Raw genomic sequence first — 21,866 nt, forward strand, 5'->3', positions numbered from 1 at the left:
ACCCCGGGATTTGTCGAATGGCCGATAAGAAGCTGGAAAGCGCCGATAAAACGATGATTTCCGCCGATAGATCTCGAAATACCGCCGATAACACCCGGAATTCCGCTGATATCCAAGAGCCACTCCAGAAGCGCACCCCAATTGTGCAAGGCGTTTGCCCAATCCTCGCAATCAGTGGTATGTTAAAGTAAATGACAGTAGAAACGGGGTGCTGTTTTTGATATATATCGGCTTGACTGGCTGGGGAGACCATGATTCGCTGTATAACACTACATCACAAAAGGATAAGCTGAAAGAGTACTCAGCCCACTTTCCCATTGTTGAAGTGGACTCGACTTTTTATGCTGTCCAGCCGCTTAGAAATGCAGAAAAATGGGTAAAAGAGACGCCGTCAGAATTTCAGTTCATTGTGAAAGCCTATCAGGGGATGACCGGGCATAGCCGCGGAGACATCCCGTTTGAAAACAAAGAGGCAATGTTTCAAGCATATCGGGATTCCTTGGCACCCTATCTGGAAGCTAACAAGCTGGGAATGGTGCTTCTGCAGTTTCCGCCATGGTTTGACTGCAGGAAAGAAAATGTAGACTATTTGCGTTACTGTAAAAAAAACTTGGCAGATTTGCCGCTTGCATTGGAATTCAGGCATCAGTCGTGGTTTTACCCGCAATACAAAGAGAGAACTCTTTCCTTTATGAAAGAAGAAGGCTGGATACATAGTATTTGTGATGAACCCCAGTCAGGAGAAGGATCTGTTCCAACGGTACTTCAAGCTACTCGGGAGGACATGACGTTGATCAGGTTTCACGGAAGGAATGTTCATGGCTGGCAGAAGCCCAATGGAGACAACTGGCGGGAGGTTCGCTACTTATACCGTTATAATGAGAAAGAGCTGTTGGAATGGAAAGAAAAGCTGCTTTCTTTAAAAGAACAAACAGAAGATATCTATATTGTATTCAATAATAATTCCGGCGGGGATGCAGCGGATAATGCAAAACAGTTTTTAGATTTGCTTGACATCCAGTATGAAAACCTTGCACCCAGACAACTGGACCTATTTTGAAATAGGCTGTTTTTAAACTTTGCTGCTATTTAAAAAGGCGGTATATTCATGATTTGGAGATGACAAGATGGAGTGGATACTTTTAGTGCTGATCGGCCTTTTTGCAGGTGCGCTTGGTTCATTGGTCGGCCTTGGCGGCGGCGTGATCATCGTCCCTGCATTGGTTTTCTTTGGGGGATATACAAGTCTCCTTGAGGATTTAGGCCCTCAGGTTGCTGTCGGTACTTCTTTGGTGATTATGATTTTTACCGGCCTTTCCTCAACTCTCTCTTATGTTAAGCATAAGACGGTTGATTACAAGAGCGGTTTGTTGTTTTTTGCCGGGGCAGGTCCGGGTTCCATCATTGGTGCCCTGGTAAATAAATCTTTTGATATGGATTCATTTAATATGTACTTCGGGGTTTTTATGATTATGGTTTCGGTCGTTTTGATGATCAGAAATAAGATCAAACCCATAGAGGCTTTCAAAGAGAGCAGATATCAAAGAAGCTTCACTGATTCACAAGGCAGATCTTATACATATGGTTTTCCTCCCATCCTGGGAGTGGCGATCGCTTTTATCGTGGGATTTACTTCAGGATTATTCGGAATCGGCGGCGGTTCGCTGATGGTGCCGGCGATGATATTGATTTTTCTTTTTCCACCGCATGTGGCAGTGGCAACGTCAATGTTCATGGTGTTTTTATCGGCATTGGTCAGTTCAGCGACACATATCTATTTAGATAATGTTAATTGGCTTTACGCTCTGGCGATCATTCCGGGTGCCTGGTTCGGAGCGAAAGCGGGTGCTTATTTAAACTCAAGGCTTCAATCCGCTGCCTTGGTTAACATTCTGAGAATTATCCTGGTATTGATCGGCATCAGGCTTGTTTATCAGGGGTTGACCGGTTGAAATTGATGCTAAGAATGAGGCGCTTGCGCTTTTAAAATGGAAGAAGGTGAAAGAGTGAAAGAAACAATGCATATTTATCATACGAATGACTTGCACAGCCACTTTGAAAACTGGCCAAGAATTCGGGATTTTCTTAAGGTAAGAAAGCAATGGCATCTTGATGAAAAGGATGAAGTTTTTTTATTTGATATAGGCGACCACGTTGACCGATGGCACCCATTTTCTGAAGGCACGCTGGGGAAAGGGAATGTGCAACTGCTGAATGAGGTCGGCTATGATGCCGTTACAATAGGCAATAACGAAGGTATTACGTTCTCCTACGATGAATTGAATGACTTATATGGAGAAGCGGGATTCGATATCCTGCTGGCAAACCTTTATACAGAGGAAGGAGAAATCCCATTATGGGCTAAGCCTCATCATATATATGTGACGAAAGCAGGCGTAAGGGTTGGAGTACTGGGATTAACAGCTCCTTTTACTCCTTTTTATAAACCGCTGGGGTGGAACATCGTATCTCCGATTGACCAGTTGGCTAAAAGCCTTGAAGAGCTTTCTGATAAGACGGATATGATTATCCTGCTTTCCCATCTTGGCATAAGGGATGATGAGTGGATAGCGGACCAATTTCCCAATGTGGACATTATCCTGGGTGCCCATACCCATCATATCTTTCATGAAGGCAAGGAGATGAACGGAACTTTGATGGGGGCTGCAGGGAAGCATGGCCACTATGTTGGGCATATCATTCTGGAGTTTGATACGGAAACAAAAACGGTTACTTCACGAAAGGCACAGCTTTATGAACAGGATCATCTTCCGGCTTCCCCAAATGAAGAGGAACAGATCCGGGGCTGGCACACCAAGGGGCGAGCCTTGTTAAATGAAACAGTTGCCGAACTAAATACGAGCTTGGAAGCGGATTGGTTTATGCCTTCAGCTCTGCCTCAAATTCTCTGTGATGGGCTGCTCGAATGGTGTAAGGAAGCGGACTGCGCTTTTATTAATTCCGGTTTGGTATTAGAAGGGTTAAAGGAAGGGCCGGTCACCCGCTTTGACTTGCATCGAATCCTGCCGCATCCCATCAATCCATGTGTCATTGAATTGAAAGGATCGGAATTAAAGGAAGTTATTAAAGCTACACGTGACGAAAAGCTGCACCATCTTCAGGTAAAAGGACTGGGATTCCGCGGGAAAGTGATGGGTGATTTTATCTACAGCAATATTTCTTTTGGAAAAGATGTTCAGCATATTTTTATAAACAATGCCGAGATTAATTCACAGCAGACTTATAAGCTGGCAACGACCGATATGTTTACATTCGGCCATTTCTTCCCGGAACTTCAACGGGCAGAAAAGCATTATTACATGCCTGAATTCCTGAGAGATGTGCTGTCCTGGAAGTTAAAGCACATTAAAGCCTGACACGCTGTCACCTCTTCTCCCTTCTTCTCATAAAATAGGAGTTGAAAGGAGAGGATTGACAGTGATGAATCTTTCCCCTGTGGAGATCGACGGCCACACTTTTCTTGCGGTTTCTGTCCAGCTTCCCAAAACCAATCTGCTTGTCGTAACCAGTGATAAAGGATATATAATGTGCGGTGCCCTGGATGTAGGTTTGCTGAACGCAAAGCTCAAAGACAGGAAGATTATCGCCGGCAGAGCAGTAGGAGTAAAAACAATAGAGCAGCTGATTGAAGCGCCGCTTGAATCTGTCACCCATGAAGCCGAACAAAGAGGCATTACCCCGGGGATGACCGGCAGAGACGCTCTGCTTAAAATGATATAAGGTAAAAGGCCTGGACATTGGTTCAGGCTTTTTTTGTTGGCTGGTGAAGGTCATTAAGGGATATGAAGGAGTAATTGGATTCGGATGGCAGAATCTAAGGAGGCAGCTGGTGGATAACCGGGGCCTAAAGACCATCTAAGGTTTATTAGAAAGTGCTGGGTGGTGGATAACTGTGGATATAGGCCATCTACGCAGCTTGAAAAAGAGGTAGCTGGTAGATAACCGGGGCCTAAAGACCATCTAGGGTTTATCAGAACGTGCCAGGTGTTGTATAACCGGTGGATATAGGCCATCTGCGCAACTTGAAAAAGAGGCAGCTGGTAGATAACCGGGGCCAAAAGACCATCTAGGGTTTATCAGAACGTGCCAGGTGTTGTATAACCGGTAGATAAAAGCCATCTACGGAGCTTGAAAAAGAGGCAGCTGGTAGATAACCGGGGCCAAAAGACCATCTAGGGTTTATCAGAACGTGTCAGGTGGTGTATAACCAGTGAATATAAGCCATCTACGCAGCTTGAAAAAGAGGCAGCTGGTAGATAACCGGGGCCAAAAGACCATCTAGGGTTTATCAGAACGTGCCAGGTGGTGTATAACCGGTGGATAAAAGTCATCTACGCAACTTGAAAAAGAGGCAGCTGGTAGATAACCGGGGCCAAAAGACCATCTAGGGTTTATCAAAACGTGTCAGGTGGTGTATAACCAGTGAATATAAGCCATCTATGCAGCTTGAAAAAGAGGCAGCTGGTAGATAACCGGGGCCTAAAGACCATCTAGGGTTTATCAGGATGTGCCAGGTGTTGTATAACCAGTGAATAAAAGCCATCTACGCAGCTTGAAAAAAGGCAGCTGGTGTATAACCGGTAATATAGACCATCTACGTAACCACAAAAAGAGCCAGCTGGTAGATAACGGAGAAATAAAGACCAATGTCTTAAGGGACAACCAGACATACAAAAAAACAAAATACAGCGAACTGGGAATAAAGAACCATTTTCGCTAATCAAAGTAAGAATGCACACAAAAACAAAATCAGTTCGGTTGAAAATACCTTTAAATGCTTTATAATGAAGATATTACTAAAAATTGTCGAAAAATGATGGGTCATGCATAGGAGAATTCGATGAGATTTATATCAACCAAAACTCTAAAACCAGGAATGACCATGGCTTCAACTGTCTATAATGGAAACGGCCAGGCACTGATTAAGTCAGGTGTCTCCGTGACCGGACGGATGATTCAAAGGCTGGTCGACTTAAATATCCAGTATGTTTATATTGAAGACAGCTTATCTGCCGGTATTGAAACATCGGATTCCATTCCTGCAAAAGTCAGGCAGGATGCTGTTAATAAAATCGATTCTACCTTTACTCATTTAGAAGGGAATTCTATAACCAATAACATTGTCGCTCTTGAGCAAAGTGCTGCAAGCTTCAAAGAGGTTGTTGATACGATTCTAAAAGAAATAAAAGGGAGCAACGATTTATTAACCTTGCTGACAGATGTGTTTACCTATGATTCTTATGTATTTCATCATTCCTTCAATGTCACTCTGTATACTTTGGCGATTGGCATTGAACTTGGGATGCCGCCTAAACAACTCGATATGCTTGGCCTTGGAGCCATCCTGCATGATATCGGAAAGATGAAAGTCCCGGAAGAGATATTGATGAAACCCGACAAGCTTACATATGATGAGTTCACGGAAGTTCAAAAGCATTCAGAGTATGGTTTTGATATACTCAGGCAGCTGCATAATGTTTCGCTGCTGGTTGCCCATTGCGCTTTTCAGCATCATGAGCGTCTGGATGGGTCCGGTTATCCGCGCGGACTAAAGGGAGACGAAATACACCCCTATGCCAAAATCATCGCAGTTGCCGATGTGTTTGATGCCTTGACTTCCAATAGAGTGTATCGCGAGGCTATGCTGCCGCACGAAGCTCTTGAAATCCTTTATGCAGGTTCCGGTACCCTTTTTGATTCTAACGTCATTCAGGCTTTCCGGAAGTCTGTGGCCATTTACCCGAACGGCATGGTTGTCGTCCTTAATGACGGCCGCAGAGGAATCGTTGAAAAACAAAATAAAAGTCTCACACACAGGCCGCTAATCCGTATCATTGCAGATAAGGAGGGGGACCTTGAACAGCCATATACTTTGGATTTGGCTGTCAGGCTTGATGTTCTCATTACTGATTTTGATCCGGAATATGAGGCAGGCCTGCTGGAAGTTAAATAAATTTTTTGCGTTAATCCTCTGCTTACAAGCATACATATAGCTTGTAAGGGGGGATTTTTTTGATTAAAAATAAAAAATATAAACCCCGAAGAGGACCATTGCCTTTTCGATATGTATTTTTATTAACATTTGTATTTTTTATGTTTTCCACTGCGGGAGGCTTGTGGATTATCAATGAAGGGTTAAAACCTACATTAGTCAGTTACGCTGAGACCCAGACCAGCAGAATCGGAACCTTGGTTATTAATAAAGCGGTCAGTAAAAAAATTGCAAATGTCATGGATATAAATGAAGTAACGCAGGAATCGGATTCGGCCGATGGTGACAGAGGATACAGGCAATTTAACACAGAAATCATCACCCGTGTCCAAAATGAGATTGTAAACCTTGTACAATTGAATTTGCAGGAGGCTGAAAGGGGAAATTTAAAAGACCTCGAATTCCTGACCGAAGTGGAAATAGAGAATGAAGCAGCAGAAGGAGACGAAGGGATCGTCTTCTCTGTTCCAATCGGGCAGGCAACGAATAATGCTCTTTTAGGTAACTTAGGGCCTAAAATTCCGGTGAGATTCAATGCTATCGGTGATGTGGAATCAGATGTCATAACGGAGGTTGAAGAGTTTGGAATTAATAATGCTCTTGTGAAGGTATACATTCACATCAAGGTTAATGTCCAAATCATTATTCCCTTCGCAACAAAAACGAAAACCATCGAACAGAATGTCCTTGTGGCAATGGGATTGATGGAAGGGGAAGTACCTCAATTTTTTAACAGCGGGGGTGATTCTGCTCCTTCGATTGAAGTACCTTTGAATTAGTTTGGACATAAATCCAGGAGAAGAAAAAAATTCTTCTTGTCATCCCCTTGCAATGCTGATATATTAATTTAGTAAATTGAATATTTACTACAATCATCTAAATCCGATGGGGTAGAGGCTGCACCTGTTCATTACTAAACCAAGTGAGGATGACAACTGTGATCTTGGTTGAAAGGGGATATGTGCCGAAGCAGATGAAGATTGGTCTGAATCTTTTCTGCTGGGGTTACCTTGAATAAGGGTAACACTGTCATTGTTTGGCTGTCGAAGCCATTATAATGGGGAGCTACAGATCGTGATGGAGAAATGACTATATTACAAAAGGTAATGATAGGATTCTCTATTGTTGCCTTTTTTATTTTCTTCTATCATTTTCGATTGTTCCCTCCCTGTCTTTATAGGAGGAGAAAAATGGAAAACACTATTTATTCTTTATTACCACCCCTTTTAGCCATCCTGATGGTTATCCTGACAAGAAGAGTGCTTTTGTCACTTGGGGTCGGCATTGTCACTGCGGCATTGCTTCTTGCAGAATTCTCTATTGGCGAAACGGTTTCAATCATCTGGGATGCATTTAAAGGCATCTTTGTCGATGGTGGGGAACTGAACACCTGGAACGTCTACATCATTTTATTTTTACTGCTTCTTGGAGTCATTACTGCTTTTGTCAACATTTCCGGTGGAAGCAGAGCGTTTGGCGAATGGGCAATGAAGCGTGTGAAAACAAGAGCCGGCGCACAGATTTTAACTGCAGTATTGGGAATTATTATTTTTATCGATGACTATTTTAATGCTTTGGCAGTCGGGCAGGTCTCAAGGCCGATAACAGACCGCCATAAAATTTCGCGTGCCAAACTGGCATATATCATCGACTCGACATCGGCACCGATTTGTGTGGTGTCACCCATTTCAAGCTGGGGAGCCTTTATCATTGCTCTTATCGGCGGAATTTTAGCGGACCATGCCATCACTGGCTATACGGCATTTTCTGCATTTATTCAAATTGTTCCTATGAATCTTTACGTATGGGCAGCAATCGGCCTTGTATTCATTACTTCTTACAGAGGGATCGACTTTGGGAAAATGCGCGAACACGAACAGCGCGCGATGACTACTGGAGAAGTTTATGACCCAAACAAGGAAATTCCCGGTGAACTTAAAAATGACCTGCCGGTTAGCGAAAAAGGGACAGTCGGAGACTTGATCTGGCCTATCGCTGCATTGGTCGCTGGAACTGTTGGGGCCATGCTTTGGACAGGATATAATGCACTCGAAGGAGATGCCTCACTTCTGGTCATCCTGGAAAATACAGATGTTGCCACTTCATTAGTGTATGGAGGATTGATCGGCCTTGCAGCGGCATTGATTTTCTTCTTCAGACAATATTCCTCTTCTTCAGCTATTGGAGGTAAAGCTCTGGCAGCCGGTTTTGCAGAAGGAATCAAATCCATGCTTCCAGCTGTATACATCCTCGTGTTTGCCTGGACGATCGTTACATTGATTGGTTCATTGCAAACGGGAGAATACCTGGCAGGACTTGTGGAACAGTCCAACCTTAACATCGGGCTGCTTCCGGTAATCCTGTTCCTTGTAGCAGGTGTTATGGCGTTCTCAACAGGAACTTCTTGGGGTTCATTCGGTATCCTGCTTCCAATTGCAGGGGAAATCGCTGCTGCTACAGACGTGAGCATCCTTCTTCCTGCTATGGCAGCTGTTCTTGCTGGATCTGTGTTCGGTGATCATTGTTCACCGATTTCCGATACAACGATTCTTTCATCGACAGGGGCAGGAAGCAACCATATCGACCACGTCATCACCCAGCTTCCTTATGCCATCACAGGAGCGGTTATCGCTTCGGTTGGTTTCCTGGCACTGGGACTGACTGGCAGCACGTTGGTTGGACTAGCTGTTACAATCATACTGCTTGTGCTGTTTGCTGTAATTGCGAAAAGAACTGTGAGTGCAACACATTAAATAGTATTAAGAGGAGAGACAACTTCGTTATGCGATGTTGTCTCTCTTTTTTTGGTGAAATCAGGAGAAAGACAAGCACATTTAATGATGTTTTTTGTGTTTTCAAGCCATATGCACAAAAGCCTTCTACAAATTCCTCATCACAAGTTATTTGTTATCTCGAAATAGCTTCCATGTGGTTTCGACCCTATCGGCATGCATGATTAAAAGCATCTGAAAAAATGATTTGCAAAAATCAAATAATACTTTGACATTCGTCCTAATACTAGCTATACTGATTTTAGATTATCTAAATAATCTGAAAATACTAAAGATTATTAAATTGTATTCAGGGGGGAGTTATCATGGAAAATCGTGCACAATGGGGTACGAGAGCCGGATTTATTCTGGCAGCGGTCGGTTCCGCAATCGGCCTCGGGAACATTTGGCGTTTCCCTGCAGTAGCTTATGAGAACGGCGGAGGGGCATTTTTCATTCCTTATTTATTTGCTTTGCTAACTGCGGGTATTCCACTTTTGGTCCTTGAGTTCACTCTTGGCCATAAGTACAGAGGTTCTGCACCGCTTTCATTTTTCAGAATGAGCAGAAAATCAGAATGGATCGGCTGGTGGGCAGTCTTTGTATCATTTGTCATCTCCACCTACTATGCAGTTATCATTGCGTGGGCAATGTCTTACAGTGTGTTTTCGTTCAACCTCAGCTGGGGAAGCGACACGGAAGGATTCCTTTTTGGCGATTACTTAAAACTAGCTGAAACACCGGGGACGACTGGAAGCCTGGTGCCGGGAGTATTCATTCCGTTAATTCTTGTTTGGGCCATTACACTTGGAGTCCTGTTCAAAGGGGTTAAAAAAGGAATCGAAGTGGCAAACAAAATTTTCATCCCTGCACTTGTGGTCTTGTTCCTGATCATTGTTGTCCGCGCTCTTACATTACCTGGGGCAATGGACGGTTTGGATGCATTCTTCAAGCCTAATTTTGATATGATTATGGAGCCAAGCGTATGGATGGCTGCTTATGGACAGATTTTCTTCAGCTTATCCATTGCATTCGCTATCATGATTACGTATTCAAGTTATCTTCCTAAGAAATCAGATATCACAAACAATGCCTTCATCACTGGATTCAGTAACTCCGGTTTTGAATTGCTTGCCGGTATCGGGGTATTCGCTGCTCTGGGCTTCATGGCCAACCAGCAGGGAATGACAGTGCAAGATGTAGTAAGCGGCGGTGTCGGACTTGCGTTCGTTGTATTCCCGCAAATCATCAACGAGTTCCCGGCACTTAACGGCCTGTTTGGATTCTTGTTCTTTGCATCACTTGTGTTAGCCGGATTATCTTCATTAATCTCTATCACAGAAACATATGTGGCAGGATTCTCGGAGAAATTTGGAATTTCCCGTAATAAAGCAATTGCTTTTGGAGGAGGAGCTTCAGCTCTTATCTCAATTCTTTTTGCTACACAAGGAGGGCTTTTCTTCCTGGATGCAGCAGATTACTTCATCAATCAGTTTGGTGTAGCTTTCGTAGGACTTGTGGAAGTTGTGGCCATTGCCTGGTTCCTTCGCAAGCTTAACAGCTTCCAGGAACATGCGAATATCGCTTCTGACATTCGTCTTGGCGGCTGGTGGAAAGTCTGCCTTGGTGTAATCACGCCAATCGTACTTGGCTACATGATGTTTGGTTTGTTCAAGCAGAACCTTCTTCAAGAGTTTGATACAGAGACAGGAAACTACGAAGGGTATTCAGATATGTTTATCCTGTTTGGTGGATGGTTTGTAGCAGGTTTTGCACTCCTTGCGGGTGTAGGGTTGATGTTCAAACGCTGGCATGCTAAAACTGAAGCTGAGAGCTACAAGGAGGTAAGCTAATATGTCAGGAAGCGCAATTTTTATGATGATTGTCGGTATGCTGATTATTTGGGGCGGCTTGGCTGGAAGCATTCTTAATGCGGTGAAAAAATCAAAATAACAGACAGAGAGCTCCGGGATACCCGGGGCTCTTTTTTAGATTATTTATTCTCGTTTGTTGTTATCATTCTTGAGCCTGATATAAAAACGTTGATCTCGGCCAGCCGCTGCTCAAGAAAGACTACCGCTTCTTCTGCCTCTCCTGTCTTTCCCACACTCTCAGGTATGGATACGGATCAAAAGACCACTCTGTATATCCATTGTCCTTGTACATTCCATAATGAAGGTGAGGAGGGAACTTCCCTGAAGTACCCGGAGGACCGTAGCCTGAGCTGCCGACTCCGCCGATCAGCATGCCGGGTTCTACGGCTTGCCCGACCTGGATGTCTTTTGCAAATCCGCTTAAATGAGCAAAGTAGTGATAGGTATTATTGATGTCACGGATTCCGATCCGCCACCCGCCAAACCGATTCCAGCCTTTCATCTCAATTATGCCGTAACAAGTAGACCGGACGGGAACGCCATAGTCGGCGAATAAATCGGTCCCTTCGTGTATCCTTCTGCCGCCCCACCCACGGGCATCTCCCCAAGTGTTTTTGTAGCTGTAGTTAAACCGTAAAGGAAGTGGAAATGCTTTTCCGCCTAAATCAAGATGGCCATAAGTTTTATACAGCTTGGCTTTTCCCATGATGATGCTGACGGTTTTATCTCGCTTATAGTAATTCCACAGGGCGATCTTAAAATTATCCTCATCGATCCCATAATCTAATATATAACCGGCAAAAGCAGCCAATATATCTTCATCGTTGGTGTGGTCGGCAATTCCATCGCCATTCCCGTCTTTCCCGATTCCATCGAAAAAGGTGATGGTCTTTGGATTCTGATCCTCGGTGTTTGGATTGAGAGGACCAGCCCATTCTGATGGGGGAAAATATATTGAAATAGGATTTTCGGGCTTCGGCAAATCTTTTCTGGAAAAGCGCAGACTGCGTTCATATTGATCGACTGCAGCAAGGTAATACCAGGGAATCTGGGTTGCAGCTTCCATCTTTCTGAACAGTTCCATTCTTTCCGGCAAGTGTTCTTCCTCTCCGGCTGCCTGAACATCTATAGTGAAGGATGCTATAAAAAAGCTGCATATAATAAGAGCGATGATTTTTTTATACAAAGTCGTTTCCACCTTTCCTTAAAGTCCTACCATTATTGTGTTACAGTCTTACGTTTTCATAAATATCAATTACTGGTAATCCTCATATTGAAGGCTTGTCTAAAGAATTTTAGTGTGATAAAGTGTCTAAGGAACGCGTTATTTTACTTTTTGATATTTTTTTACATATATAAAGCGTTGTTGATAAATAGCGTTTTACTCTGTTTGCTTTAGACAGTGACTTCATTGAATGGAGATGAAATTATGAGTAAAAAAGAAGAACATATCCGCAAACCCGATTGGCTTAAAATCAAGCTGAATACGAACGATAATTATATGGGCCTTAAGAAAATGATGCGTGAAAAGAATCTTCATACGGTTTGTGAAGAAGCACGGTGCCCTAATATCCATGAGTGCTGGGGAACAAGGCGTACGGCAACTTTCATGATCCTTGGGGATGTCTGTACACGTGCATGCCGTTTCTGTGCTGTTAAAACAGGTCTTCCGAATGAGTTGGATTTGCAGGAACCGGAACGTGTTGCTGATTCTGTTCAGTTAATGAACCTTAAGCATGTCGTTGTTACGGCGGTAGCCCGCGACGATCTGAAAGACGGAGGTTCTGCTGTATTTGCCGAAACGGTAAGAGCGATCCGCAGAAAAAATCCATTTACGACAATTGAAGTACTTCCATCCGATATGGGCGGTGTGTTCGACAATATTAAGACATTGATGGACTCAAAACCGGATATCATGAACTATAACATCGAAACGGTTCGCCGCCTGACTCCAAGAGTTAGAGCGCGTGCAACCTATGAGCGTACGCTGGAATTCCTGGCTCGTGCGAAAGAACTTCAGCCTGAAATCCCAACGAAATCAAGCATCATGGTCGGCCTTGGTGAAACAAAGGAAGAAATCATCGAAACAATGGATGATCTGAGAGCCAGCAACGTGGATATCATGGCGATAGGCCAATATTTGCAGCCGACAAAGAAACATTTGAAGGTACAGAAGTATTACCATCCGGATGAGTTCGCCGAGCTTCGCAAAATTGCGATTGAAAAAGGCTTCAGCCACTGTGAAGCAGGTCCTCTTGTACGTTCTTCTTACCATGCTGATGAGCAAGTTAATGCCGCTGCTAAAGCCAAGCAGGAAATGGGAGAGGCAGAAGCCCAAAAGGCATAAATTTAACAAAGGACTGACCCGCTATGAGGGATCAGTCCTTTTTCATTAATCAGTCAGGCTATCTTGATCGGTATTATCATATCGTTTTTGTCTGTCACGTTTAATTCGGTGTACGTCATCCTCATTCATGTCATTCATTTCATCATTCATTACACCATTTGGGTCTTCACCCTCATCAATTCTGCGTCCCTGGGGTGAGGCTTGCAGCATCTGGTTGATGGTATCATCAATGGCCGTGTTTACATTGGCCATGTCTGTATCCATGGAAGCGAGGTTCTCGACATTTTGCATTAAGTTAGCGTCATCCGTGACATAAACGTGGTACCAGCGCGGCACGACAGACAAGGCTGTTTTTTTGACCTGATCGGCAACTTCAAAACGCAGGTCTTTATCTTTTGCATCCGTTTTATAGGATACGAGTACTTCTTCATCCGTCACAAGCGTAGCAGCATCCTGTACCTTTGGAAGCGTGACACTCATTCTGCTGATGGAGTCCGCTACTTTTTCGCGGTCAATCGTATACATGTCGTCTGTTGATATTGTTCTTCCTGCGATAGGGCTTTTCTGCTGGCGAACGTAACCAAACTGTTCTCCTCGGGCGTGTTCATTGTCTGCTACTTTATTGAAGATATCTTCATCTTCAGTGACGTTAATCGTGTTGCCGTTATCATGAAAAATCTCATCGCCATCTGAGGCAAGATCATCGGCACATCCCGCTCCCAGAAGCGAAAAACTGATTACTCCTGCGGCTAGCATTTTTTTCTTCAATTAAAACACCTCCTCATTTGTTATGATGACCCTGATAAATGTATTTTTCTCTTAGTAATTAATGGACAATCAGTTATAATTTAATTAAGTGATTTTTTATCATCGGAAAAGATGTAATGTGGAAAGTAGGTGAAGGAACATGGTGTGCATCAATAATGTGTGTTACGAAGTAGTGGAAGAGTTCCGTGACGGCTTCAATGAAGAGGCTTTCCGAACCCGATACAGTGAAATTCTGAACAAGTATGATTATATTCTTGGTGACTGGGGCTATGGCCAGCTCCGTCTGAAAGGCTTCTTTGATGATCAAAATCAAAAAGCGACATTTGATACCAAGATCACGACAATTAAGGATTACTTATACGAATACTGTAACTTTGGCTGTCCATACTTTATCGTCAAGAAAACGAAACAGTGACTTTAATGCTTTAACGTGTTAAGAGGGACTGTCCCTTTTAGTGCTTTAAAGTGATAAAGCCGGCGCTGCCCAATAGGGGGTGCCGGCTTTTGTTTATTTATTTTCTGTATAAGGTGGCTCTTCGTTACGGTCAGGGTCGGCATGGACAGGGTGGGAGCCCGGGTCCTGCCTTGGTATATCCTGATGGAGCGACTTGAATTCATAGTTGAACGCGCTGTAGTAACGCTGGCCCTCACGCCAAGGTGTTGACTTGTTTTCTACAGGAGTATATTTACCCCTCGGAGCGCCATAAGGACCCTCCGGAGTTTGTTCAGGTACGATGAAATTTCGCTGTGTTTCCACATTTGAAAAGTCACTATACACTTCTTCTTCTTTATCGAGAGTGCGATCTTTTTTGTTGAAAAACATATTGCCACCTCCGATTGTCTTTAGTATATGGAGGTGGCGGGATATCATGCAGGACGACGAAGGAAGAAGAATTTTGAAGGAATATGTTACACTATAAGTTGAAAACTAGACATAAGAGACGAGGTGCTGCAGATGTATTTTGTTGACCGTGAAAAAATTGAAGAGATTCTGAAATATATGGAAAAACAGCTTCACCTATTTCAAGAAAAGGACAGCTGGAAGACTGATGTTGAAATGCTCGCTTTGGAGCGGGTTTGCCATACAGTGATTGAATCGATCCTCGATACAGGGAACGCAATGATTGATGGTTTCATTATGAGGGACCCGGGAAGTTATGAGGATATTATTGATATTTTACTGGATGAAAAGGTCATTACAAAGGAAATGGAAGTCAGCCTGAAGAATGTTATTTCCTACCGTAAAATGGTTGTCCAGGAATATACACAAATCAATCATGAGGCAGTGGCAAAAAGCATGAGCGAAAATATCGAATCACTGCGCCTGTTTCCGGTATATGTGAGAAATTACCTGACGAATGAGCTGGGCCCGGTTTCAGCTTTTAAAAACTAACATAACAGACATACTTGAATTGCTGGAGGTTACCATGAAAGATTATCAAGGATACTTAATCGATCTCGATGGGACGATGTACAAAGGGAAAGAGAAAATAGAGGAAGCTGGTGATTTTGTAAACCGCTTGATTGAAAAAGGGCTGCCATACCTTTTTGTCACAAATAATTCATCCAGGACACCTGAGCAGGTTTCAGCAAAATTAAGGGACTTTGATATTCCGGCTGAGCCTCATCAGGTATTTACCACTTCCATGGCCACAGCAAGTTTTATAGCCGAAAAGAAAAAGAATGCCACCGCCTATGTAATCGGAGAAGAAGGAATCCGTTCTGCATTGGAAGAAAAAGGTCTTCGAATTGTTGAGGAAAAACCTGACTTTGTGATTGTCGGCATCGACCGGTCGATTAATTATGAGAAGCTGGCACTGGCATGCCTTGGGGTCAGAAATGGTGCAACCTTCATTTCAACGAATGGAGATATTGCCATCCCGACAGAGAGGGGGCTGCTTCCAGGCAACGGTTCACTGACGTCTGTCATCACCGTATCTACCCAGACACAGCCCATCTTTATTGGAAAGCCTGAATCCATCATCATGGAACAGGCCCAGGAAGTGCTCGGTGTGCCAAAAGAGAAAACACTCATGGTCGGCGACAACTATGATACGGACATACTTGCGGGTATCAATGCCGGACTGGATACATTGCTTGTCCATACAGGTGTGACAACGAAAGAAATCCTTCGTGAAAAAGAAATACAGCCGACATATACGATCAACTCGCTTGATGAGTGGGATATATAATCCAAAAAAGAGGTTGGGACAAAACAATAATAAAAGGCTCTTTTCGCAATGATTGTGGCTGTTTAAAAGTAATGGCTTTCCGCTCCAGCCGTACGACTCCGCGGGGCGGGCGGTGAGCCTCCTCGGCTTTGCCTGCGGGGTCTCACCTGTCCCGCTAGTCCCGCAGGAGGTCGCACGACTTCCGCTCCAAGCCTCCTACGTAAAAGGGTATGGGGTAAAATAGCATTTAAAGTTACACTCTTTTAAAAAGAGCCTGATAAAATGAATAAAACCTTATGAAGTCAAGTAAATAATCTTGAACTCATACGGTTTTATTTTCGTTATTTCACCTTAAATTAAATAGTTTTCAACTTATGTCCCGTCCTCTTTTAATCTGTTTCCTCATAACGATGAGCCAGCCTTGATGAAGCCGCCGCAGCGATTGCGCCGACAATATCATCCAGGAAGGTATGGCACTTATCTGATGATTTATCATTCAATTTTTCCAGGATGCCCGGCTTTTGTTTATCGATATATCCATAGTTAGTAAACCCGATTGAACCATATACATTGACGATGGAAAATGCCAGGATTTCATCTACTCCGTACAATCCTTCATCCACTTCAATAATTGATTGAAGAGGTTCTTCAAGCATTCCTTTTTCAGCAAGCCGGTCTAACTGGATTCCGGTCAGGATCGCATTTTGCACTTCGCGTTTTGATAGTACCCGTTCAATGTTGTTGCGGCACTCTTCCAACTCCAGGTTTGGATGATACTTCTTCTGGAGGAACAAGACAAGCTCTGCGATATCATCAATTTCAACTCCACGTTCATGAAGCCATCTGCGAGCAGTTTCTTCGGATAATTTTCTTGAAGCTTTATCTTTCATCTCAGTCACCTTTTCCTGTAATTTTTTTTGCGTCTGCCGGTGAACCAGTATTCTTTCATTAGACCCGTCCCATTCACTTATCTATTATTGCCACCGGCCGGTAAGTATAGTAATGAATCCCCAAAAAAGTGTGGTATTTAAGTGTGTACTTATAGATATATGTTTGCGGGTGCCCTTTTAGAAGTTATATTCTCTTTTTGTCCCCAAACCGTTTTCTTATTCATGAATGCTCCTTTTTCTTACATATACTTGATGTAAAAGGACGTTCGGGAGGAGAAGCAGGATGGAAGATATTCTGACAAAGCATTATGGATTGCAGCCGGAGAGGTCGTTTAAGGATGGCAGAGAAGAGAGATATATGGCAGATGGGTCAATATATACTATTGTCAATGTTACGAACATGGAACAGGAGAATCTTGTCGAGCTGTATAAAATTACAGAGCATATGAAAAAGTACGGAGACCGCTATGTTTCCTCATTTGTTCCTACAAAAGAAGGCAGATTTCTTGTCTCGGAAAATGAGCAGGATTATACTGTGCTCAAAAATGAAAACCACAGGAGCAGCAATGGCGCAAAGGTGGGAAGGAAGCTGGGAAAATTCCACCAGCGCGGCCGGGCGGTTGAGGAAAAGATCACGAACATCAGCAGAATCGGGCAGTGGAAAACTCTTTGGGAAAAAAGAATAGAGCAAATGGAAAAAGCTTATCAAGGGGTGTTGCAAAACCATCCAGGTGATGAATTTGAACGGATTTTCATTGACAGCTGTCCATACTATATAGGCATGGCGGAAAATGCTGTTCAATATCTTGTAGATACGGAAATGGATGATAATCCTGTTTACACGGATGCGGGAACCGTTTGTCATGAGAGGTTTTTAGATGGAGTCTGGGGAAATGAAGTCAGCATTCATAATCCATTTGACTGGGTATTCGATCACTGTGGCAGGGACATTGCTGAACATGTCCGCGAACGATATTTTAAAAGGCAAAATACTCATCAGCCGGAAATTCTTCAATTTCTTCGTGAATATCAATCCGTCACGCCGCTGTCTTCTTTTTCATGGAGATTGGTTTACGCAAGGCTGTTGTTTCCGCTTCATTACTTTGAAGTCATTGAAAACTATTACCTCTCAGATTCAGAGGGACAGCATTTCAGGCTGGGCGAACAACTGCAGAGCCATCTTAACACAACCCGCCAATATGAAAGGTTTCTGGGAGGCTTTTATCAGATGGCGGAAGTGCCGGTAAAGAAATATTCCATTCCCGGAGTAGCCTGGCTGTTTTGATTCTAGCTGCTTTGCATCAATCCCTGATATTGCTAAAATAGAAAAAAGTAAGCAGAAAGCAGGGATTGGATTAATGAAACCATATATTTATGTCACAAGGAAATTGCCTGAAGAGGTTTTAGCACCCCTTCAGGATACATATGAAGTGGAAATGTGGGAGGATGAAAATAATTCTGTACCTCGCGAGACATTGCTGGCTAACGCTGAAAAAGCTGCAGGAATACTGTCCATGCTGTCTGACCCGATCGACAGGGAATTGTTTGAACAATCGCCACATTTAAAGGTTGTTGCAAACCTTGCAGTCGGATTTGACAATATCGATGTGGCAGCCGCAACAGAAAAAGGGATAGCTGTCTGCAACACACCGGATGTCCTGACCGATACAACCGCAGACCTTACGTTCGGCCTGATGATGGCAACGGCACGCCGGTTGATAGAAGCGGATGCCTATATTAGAGAAGGAAAGTGGAAGAGCTGGTCTCCTTTGTTGATGGCAGGGAGTGATATCCATCATAAGACTGTTGGAATTATCGGCATGGGAAGCATCGGAGAAGCTTTTGCGAGACGAGCTAAAGGATTTGACATGAATATTCTCTACCATAACCGTTCCAGGAAACCAAATGCAGAAGAGGCGTTAGGGGCAGAATACGCGAGCCTGGAACAACTCCTGGTGAATTCCGATTATGTCGTCTGTCTCGCACCGTTGACACCGGAAACGAAGGGTCTTTTCCAAAAGGAGCAATTTGATATGATGAAATCCTCCGCCATTTTCATTAATGCCGCCAGGGGACCGATCGTCAATGAAGGTGCTTTGTACGAAGCGCTGGTAAATAGGGAAATCGCAGCAGCTGGTCTCGATGTTTTTGAAAAAGAACCAATCGATGAGAGACACCCATTGTTGTCATTGAAAAATGTGGTCGCCCTTCCTCATATCGGCAGTTCCTCCGTGGAAACAAGAATGGAAATGATGGAACTGTGTGTGAGCAATATCAAATCAGTCCTGGAAGGCAGCAAGCCGAAAACACTTGTCAATAAAGAAGTTGAACAATAAAAAAGGATGACCTGCCTGTGCGGGTCATCCTTTAATCATTAAAATACTTGTTCTACTTCTACAATCCCTGGAACTTCTTCCAAAAGTGCACGTTCAATACCGGCTTTCAACGTAATCGTTGAGCTCGGGCAGCTTCCGCAAGCGCCAAGAAGACGAAGCTTTACAATGCCATCCTCGACATCGACCAATTCACAGTCCCCGCCGTCACGAAGCAAGAAGGGACGCAATTTATCTAACACCTCTTGTACTTGAGGTACTAATTCTTGTTGTGTCATGTAAAATCGACTCCTTTCCTTACTCTCTATTATAATAATATATGAGGAAAAAATCTATTGGTTGAACCAATTTTACGTGTTAAATTTTCCCTTGTGAAATAATCATGAAAGCGGTGTATCATGAAGGTGGAAAGAAAATTTTAGGCACCTGACAGTTTTGCAAAAATCGAAAGTTTTGTAAAATAGGAGATAGGAAGATAAAGGGGTGGAGAAATGGAAAGAAAAGAAGTGGAAATCATCGTTTATGGAGCAGAGACCGTCTGTGCAAGCTGTGTCAACCTGCCGACATCCAAGGAAACATATGAGTGGCTGGATGCAGCAATAGCGAGGAAGTTCCCTGAACAAACATTTACAATCAAGTATGTCGATATATATAACCCGCCGGCTGAACAGGATCTGCAGGAGTTCGCATCCCGTGTCATAGAAGAAGACATGTTCTATCCTGTCGTCTCCATTTATGGAAAAGTAGTTGGAGAAGGAAATCCAAAGCTGAAAACTGTTTTCTCCGAGCTTGAAAAATACGGTTATCAAGCAGGATAAGAAATCCCCGTACGCCTGAGTTGGTGTGCGGGGATTTTTTAAAAAAAAGGAGAGAATGCTCATAAAAATGAAATTTGGCTCATAAATTCAAAATTATGCTCATAAAAAAGATTTTTGGCTCATATATGAAAAATTTGGCTCATAAAAGCTGAATCTGGCTCATAAGTGAGATTTTACTGGATTGGATCCCCTCTATTGATTGCGATTTCGTCTAATTTGACATAATTTCATCAAGTCCGCATCCGGTTACACTCAGGATACAAAAAAACAACGGCACCAGGGCCGTTGTTTTTTCAATTTCATCATCCGTTATGGTATTTATACATCCAAAGTACGCCGGATTTAAGCAATCTTGCCACACGCCCGGTAATGGAACGTTCGTTTACTAATCCGAATCCATGTTTTTTCCCGAGTGATCCAAGGATGCCTTTCAATTTAATGCGTGGCAGTTCTTCCGGAAGCTCTTCGCCTTTCCATCGCTTCAGTAGAACCTGGACAATCTGCTCAGCTTGTCCCTCAGCCAGTTGTGCACTCGGTGCCTGAGGAAGGGCAGCGCAATCCCCGACTACATAGACGTTTTCGTCGGTTGGAAGGTTGTGATACTTTGTCAGCACTACTCTTCCTTGCTTATCTTTTTCCACATCCCATTCACGTACGATGCGAACCGGCTGGATTCCTGCCGTCCAGACAATGGCATCACAATGGATGCTTTCTTCGTGGTTAAAAAGAGTATTTGGTTCAACCTTTGTAATGCTCGAATTATTGACGATGTCCACATTGTTCTCTTCAAACCACTTGTGGACATAAGAACTTAATCTTTCCGGGAAAGTCCCCAGGATGCGGGAGCCGCGGTCGAAAAGCTTAATGTTTAAATCTGTCCGGCTCTCTCTAAGCTCACTGGCAAGCTCAATCCCGCTCAAACCAGCACCGACTATTCCGACTACAGAGCCGGCCGGTAAATTACAAAGGGCTTCGTACGTTTTGCGGGACTTCTCGATCGATTGAATGCTGTAAGTGAATTCATCTGCACCCGGCACTCCATGGTATTTGTCTTCACAGCCAAGGCCGATGACGAGATCATCATAGCTTACCGTCTCCCCGCCGTTTAAGTGAACAAGTTTATTGGAAGAATCTATTTCCGTAACTTCCCCATACTTAACCGAAAGCCGGGAATGCTCTGGAAAGTCAACGCGCACATGCTGATCGGAAATCGTTCCGGCAGCCAATGCATAATATTCAGTCTTTAAACAATGATAAGGAACCCGGTCAATCAGGGTGATGGATACATCTTCAGGAAGCTGGTTGGGCAGCAGGCGAAGCAGCACCCGCATGTTACCATAGCCGCCACCGAGCAGGACTAAATTTTTCATAAAGTAATTTCCCCTTTTTGCACTTTAATAATGAACTCATTTTCGTCTTCACTATGCAGAAAGCCCTGCTGATAGAATGCGGGGAGATGCAAAGCTTACGAAATGAGGGACAGGTTAGGTAAGCACTTTCAATAATAGACATTTATTTTTATTTATATAGTTAATAACAAAACGTAATCATTAAAAAGTATATCGAAATAATAGCTTTTTCACAACTGAATAAGACAAATTATTCACAATGGAACAGGGCTTTTACCTATTAAAGTGAATTTATGAATGTATTGGAGCAGAAGGCCCGCGCCTTGTCTGGAGATTTGTGGAATATTAGGGTTCAGGATAGGGATCGTTCCTCTGGAAAGAATCCTTCTGTTCGAGGAAGTCACTATCCGCTCCCGGGCAGGGAAAAAAGCAGCCCCAAACTCTTTTATCTATACGACTCTTTTAGTGCACTATTCGTTGACGTTATCGGGGAAAAAAGGTAGCATAAGCATGTAGTATTAGCGAGGTGAAG

At 43.5% G+C, this 21,866-nt stretch carries 21 protein-coding genes, 1 pseudogene and 1 riboswitch; of the genes and pseudogenes, 16 read left to right on the top strand and 6 right to left on the bottom strand.

What is annotated here, in order from left to right; all coding sequences use genetic code 11:
• Window positions 1–217: 217 nt before the first annotated feature.
• The 9 genes from M1E09_RS03265 to M1E09_RS03305 all read left to right on the top strand — a co-directional run bounded on the left by M1E09_RS03265 (window position 218) and on the right by M1E09_RS03305 (window position 10,737).
• Window positions 218–1,060: a DUF72 domain-containing protein gene (locus M1E09_RS03265; protein WP_456273459.1), complete on the top strand. Its 843-nt coding sequence runs from the start codon at window positions 218–220 to the stop codon at window positions 1,058–1,060.
• Window positions 1,061–1,127: 67 nt separating this feature from the next.
• Entirely contained in the window at window positions 1,128–1,952 is an 825-nt protein-coding gene (locus M1E09_RS03270) for a sulfite exporter TauE/SafE family protein (RefSeq protein ID WP_456273460.1), read from the top strand.
• Window positions 1,953–2,006: 54 nt separating this feature from the next.
• Window positions 2,007–3,377 (top strand): bifunctional metallophosphatase/5'-nucleotidase, encoded by a 1,371-nt coding sequence (locus tag M1E09_RS03275; protein WP_456273461.1) that lies wholly within the window; start codon window positions 2,007–2,009, stop codon window positions 3,375–3,377.
• A 64-nt stretch (window positions 3,378–3,441) separates the two neighbouring features.
• A complete protein-coding gene (locus M1E09_RS03280) occupies window positions 3,442–3,741 on the top strand; it encodes a YunC family protein (protein ID WP_456274887.1) in 300 nt (99 codons plus the stop codon).
• Window positions 3,742–4,861: 1,120 nt separating this feature from the next.
• A complete protein-coding gene (locus M1E09_RS03285) occupies window positions 4,862–5,974 on the top strand; it encodes an HD-GYP domain-containing protein (RefSeq protein WP_456273462.1) in 1,113 nt (370 codons plus the stop codon).
• A 59-nt stretch (window positions 5,975–6,033) separates the two neighbouring features.
• Complete coding sequence (gene yunB, locus M1E09_RS03290; protein WP_456273463.1) at window positions 6,034–6,792, top strand: sporulation protein YunB; 759 nt, start codon at window positions 6,034–6,036, stop codon at window positions 6,790–6,792.
• Window positions 6,793–6,896: 104 nt separating this feature from the next.
• A riboswitch (Lysine riboswitch) is annotated at window positions 6,897–7,089 on the top strand.
• A gap of 114 nt (window positions 7,090–7,203) precedes the next feature.
• The gene (locus M1E09_RS03295; RefSeq protein ID WP_456273464.1) at window positions 7,204–8,766 is read left to right on the top strand and encodes a Na+/H+ antiporter NhaC family protein; all 1,563 of its coding nucleotides are present in this window, start codon (window positions 7,204–7,206) and stop codon (window positions 8,764–8,766) included.
• A 344-nt stretch (window positions 8,767–9,110) separates the two neighbouring features.
• Window positions 9,111–10,637 (top strand): sodium-dependent transporter, encoded by a 1,527-nt coding sequence (locus M1E09_RS03300; protein WP_456273465.1) that lies wholly within the window; start codon window positions 9,111–9,113, stop codon window positions 10,635–10,637.
• A 1-nt stretch (window position 10,638) separates the two neighbouring features.
• Window positions 10,639–10,737, top strand: a complete 99-nt coding sequence (locus M1E09_RS03305) for a methionine/alanine import family NSS transporter small subunit (protein WP_456273466.1) — start codon at window positions 10,639–10,641, stop codon at window positions 10,735–10,737.
• Between the two features lie 120 nt (window positions 10,738–10,857).
• Here the strand turns inward: M1E09_RS03305 and M1E09_RS03310 are convergent, their stop codons facing one another.
• Window positions 10,858–11,802 carry a M23 family metallopeptidase gene (locus M1E09_RS03310; RefSeq protein WP_456274888.1) on the bottom strand — a complete coding sequence of 315 codons (945 nt, stop codon included), beginning with the start codon at window positions 11,800–11,802 and terminating at the stop codon, window positions 10,858–10,860.
• A gap of 285 nt (window positions 11,803–12,087) precedes the next feature.
• Between M1E09_RS03310 and lipA the strand changes: the two genes are divergently transcribed.
• On the top strand, window positions 12,088–13,005 hold the full coding sequence (lipA, locus tag M1E09_RS03315) for a lipoyl synthase (protein ID WP_456273467.1): 918 nt from the start codon (window positions 12,088–12,090) through the stop codon (window positions 13,003–13,005).
• A 45-nt stretch (window positions 13,006–13,050) separates the two neighbouring features.
• Here the strand turns inward: lipA and M1E09_RS03320 are convergent, their stop codons facing one another.
• A complete protein-coding gene (locus M1E09_RS03320; RefSeq protein ID WP_456273468.1) occupies window positions 13,051–13,773 on the bottom strand; it encodes a YhcN/YlaJ family sporulation lipoprotein in 723 nt (240 codons plus the stop codon).
• A 139-nt stretch (window positions 13,774–13,912) separates the two neighbouring features.
• Between M1E09_RS03320 and M1E09_RS03325 the strand changes: the two genes are divergently transcribed.
• Complete coding sequence (locus M1E09_RS03325) at window positions 13,913–14,188, top strand: YutD family protein (RefSeq protein WP_456273469.1); 276 nt, start codon at window positions 13,913–13,915, stop codon at window positions 14,186–14,188.
• Between the two features lie 93 nt (window positions 14,189–14,281).
• Here M1E09_RS03325 and M1E09_RS03330 read toward each other — a convergent pair whose 3' ends face one another.
• Complete coding sequence (locus tag M1E09_RS03330) at window positions 14,282–14,596, bottom strand: cytosolic protein (protein WP_456273470.1); 315 nt, start codon at window positions 14,594–14,596, stop codon at window positions 14,282–14,284.
• A 132-nt stretch (window positions 14,597–14,728) separates the two neighbouring features.
• On the opposite strand from M1E09_RS03330, the gene M1E09_RS03335 reads away from it, so the two are divergent.
• Window positions 14,729–15,166 (top strand): DUF86 domain-containing protein, encoded by a 438-nt coding sequence (locus tag M1E09_RS03335; RefSeq protein ID WP_456273471.1) that lies wholly within the window; start codon window positions 14,729–14,731, stop codon window positions 15,164–15,166.
• Between the two features lie 34 nt (window positions 15,167–15,200).
• Entirely contained in the window at window positions 15,201–15,965 is a 765-nt protein-coding gene (locus M1E09_RS03340; RefSeq protein WP_456273472.1) for a TIGR01457 family HAD-type hydrolase, read from the top strand.
• 368 nt (window positions 15,966–16,333) lie between these two features.
• Here M1E09_RS03340 and M1E09_RS03345 read toward each other — a convergent pair whose 3' ends face one another.
• Window positions 16,334–16,834 carry a phosphatidylglycerophosphatase A family protein gene (locus M1E09_RS03345; RefSeq protein WP_456273473.1) on the bottom strand — a complete coding sequence of 167 codons (501 nt, stop codon included), beginning with the start codon at window positions 16,832–16,834 and terminating at the stop codon, window positions 16,334–16,336.
• 283 nt (window positions 16,835–17,117) lie between these two features.
• On the opposite strand from M1E09_RS03345, the gene yutH reads away from it, so the two are divergent.
• Window positions 17,118–18,119, top strand: coding sequence for a spore coat putative kinase YutH (gene yutH / locus M1E09_RS03350; RefSeq protein ID WP_456273474.1), 1,002 nt, complete (start codon window positions 17,118–17,120; stop codon window positions 18,117–18,119).
• 73 nt (window positions 18,120–18,192) lie between these two features.
• Entirely contained in the window at window positions 18,193–19,170 is a 978-nt protein-coding gene (locus M1E09_RS03355) for a 2-hydroxyacid dehydrogenase (RefSeq protein ID WP_456273475.1), read from the top strand.
• Window positions 19,171–19,208: 38 nt separating this feature from the next.
• On the opposite strand, the pseudogene M1E09_RS03360 reads toward M1E09_RS03355, so the two are convergent.
• Window positions 19,209–19,427 (bottom strand): annotated as a pseudogene (locus tag M1E09_RS03360) (NifU family protein); the annotation flags it as partial.
• 231 nt (window positions 19,428–19,658) lie between these two features.
• Here M1E09_RS03360 and M1E09_RS03365 point away from each other — a divergent pair.
• Window positions 19,659–19,985: a YuzD family protein gene (locus M1E09_RS03365; protein ID WP_456273476.1), complete on the top strand. Its 327-nt coding sequence runs from the start codon at window positions 19,659–19,661 to the stop codon at window positions 19,983–19,985.
• Window positions 19,986–20,287: 302 nt separating this feature from the next.
• On the opposite strand, the gene M1E09_RS03370 is transcribed toward M1E09_RS03365, so the two are convergent.
• Entirely contained in the window at window positions 20,288–21,355 is a 1,068-nt protein-coding gene (locus tag M1E09_RS03370; protein WP_456273477.1) for an NAD(P)/FAD-dependent oxidoreductase, read from the bottom strand.
• Window positions 21,356–21,866 lie beyond the last annotated feature (511 nt).

The organism is Bacillus sp. AK031 (assembly GCF_053903065.1).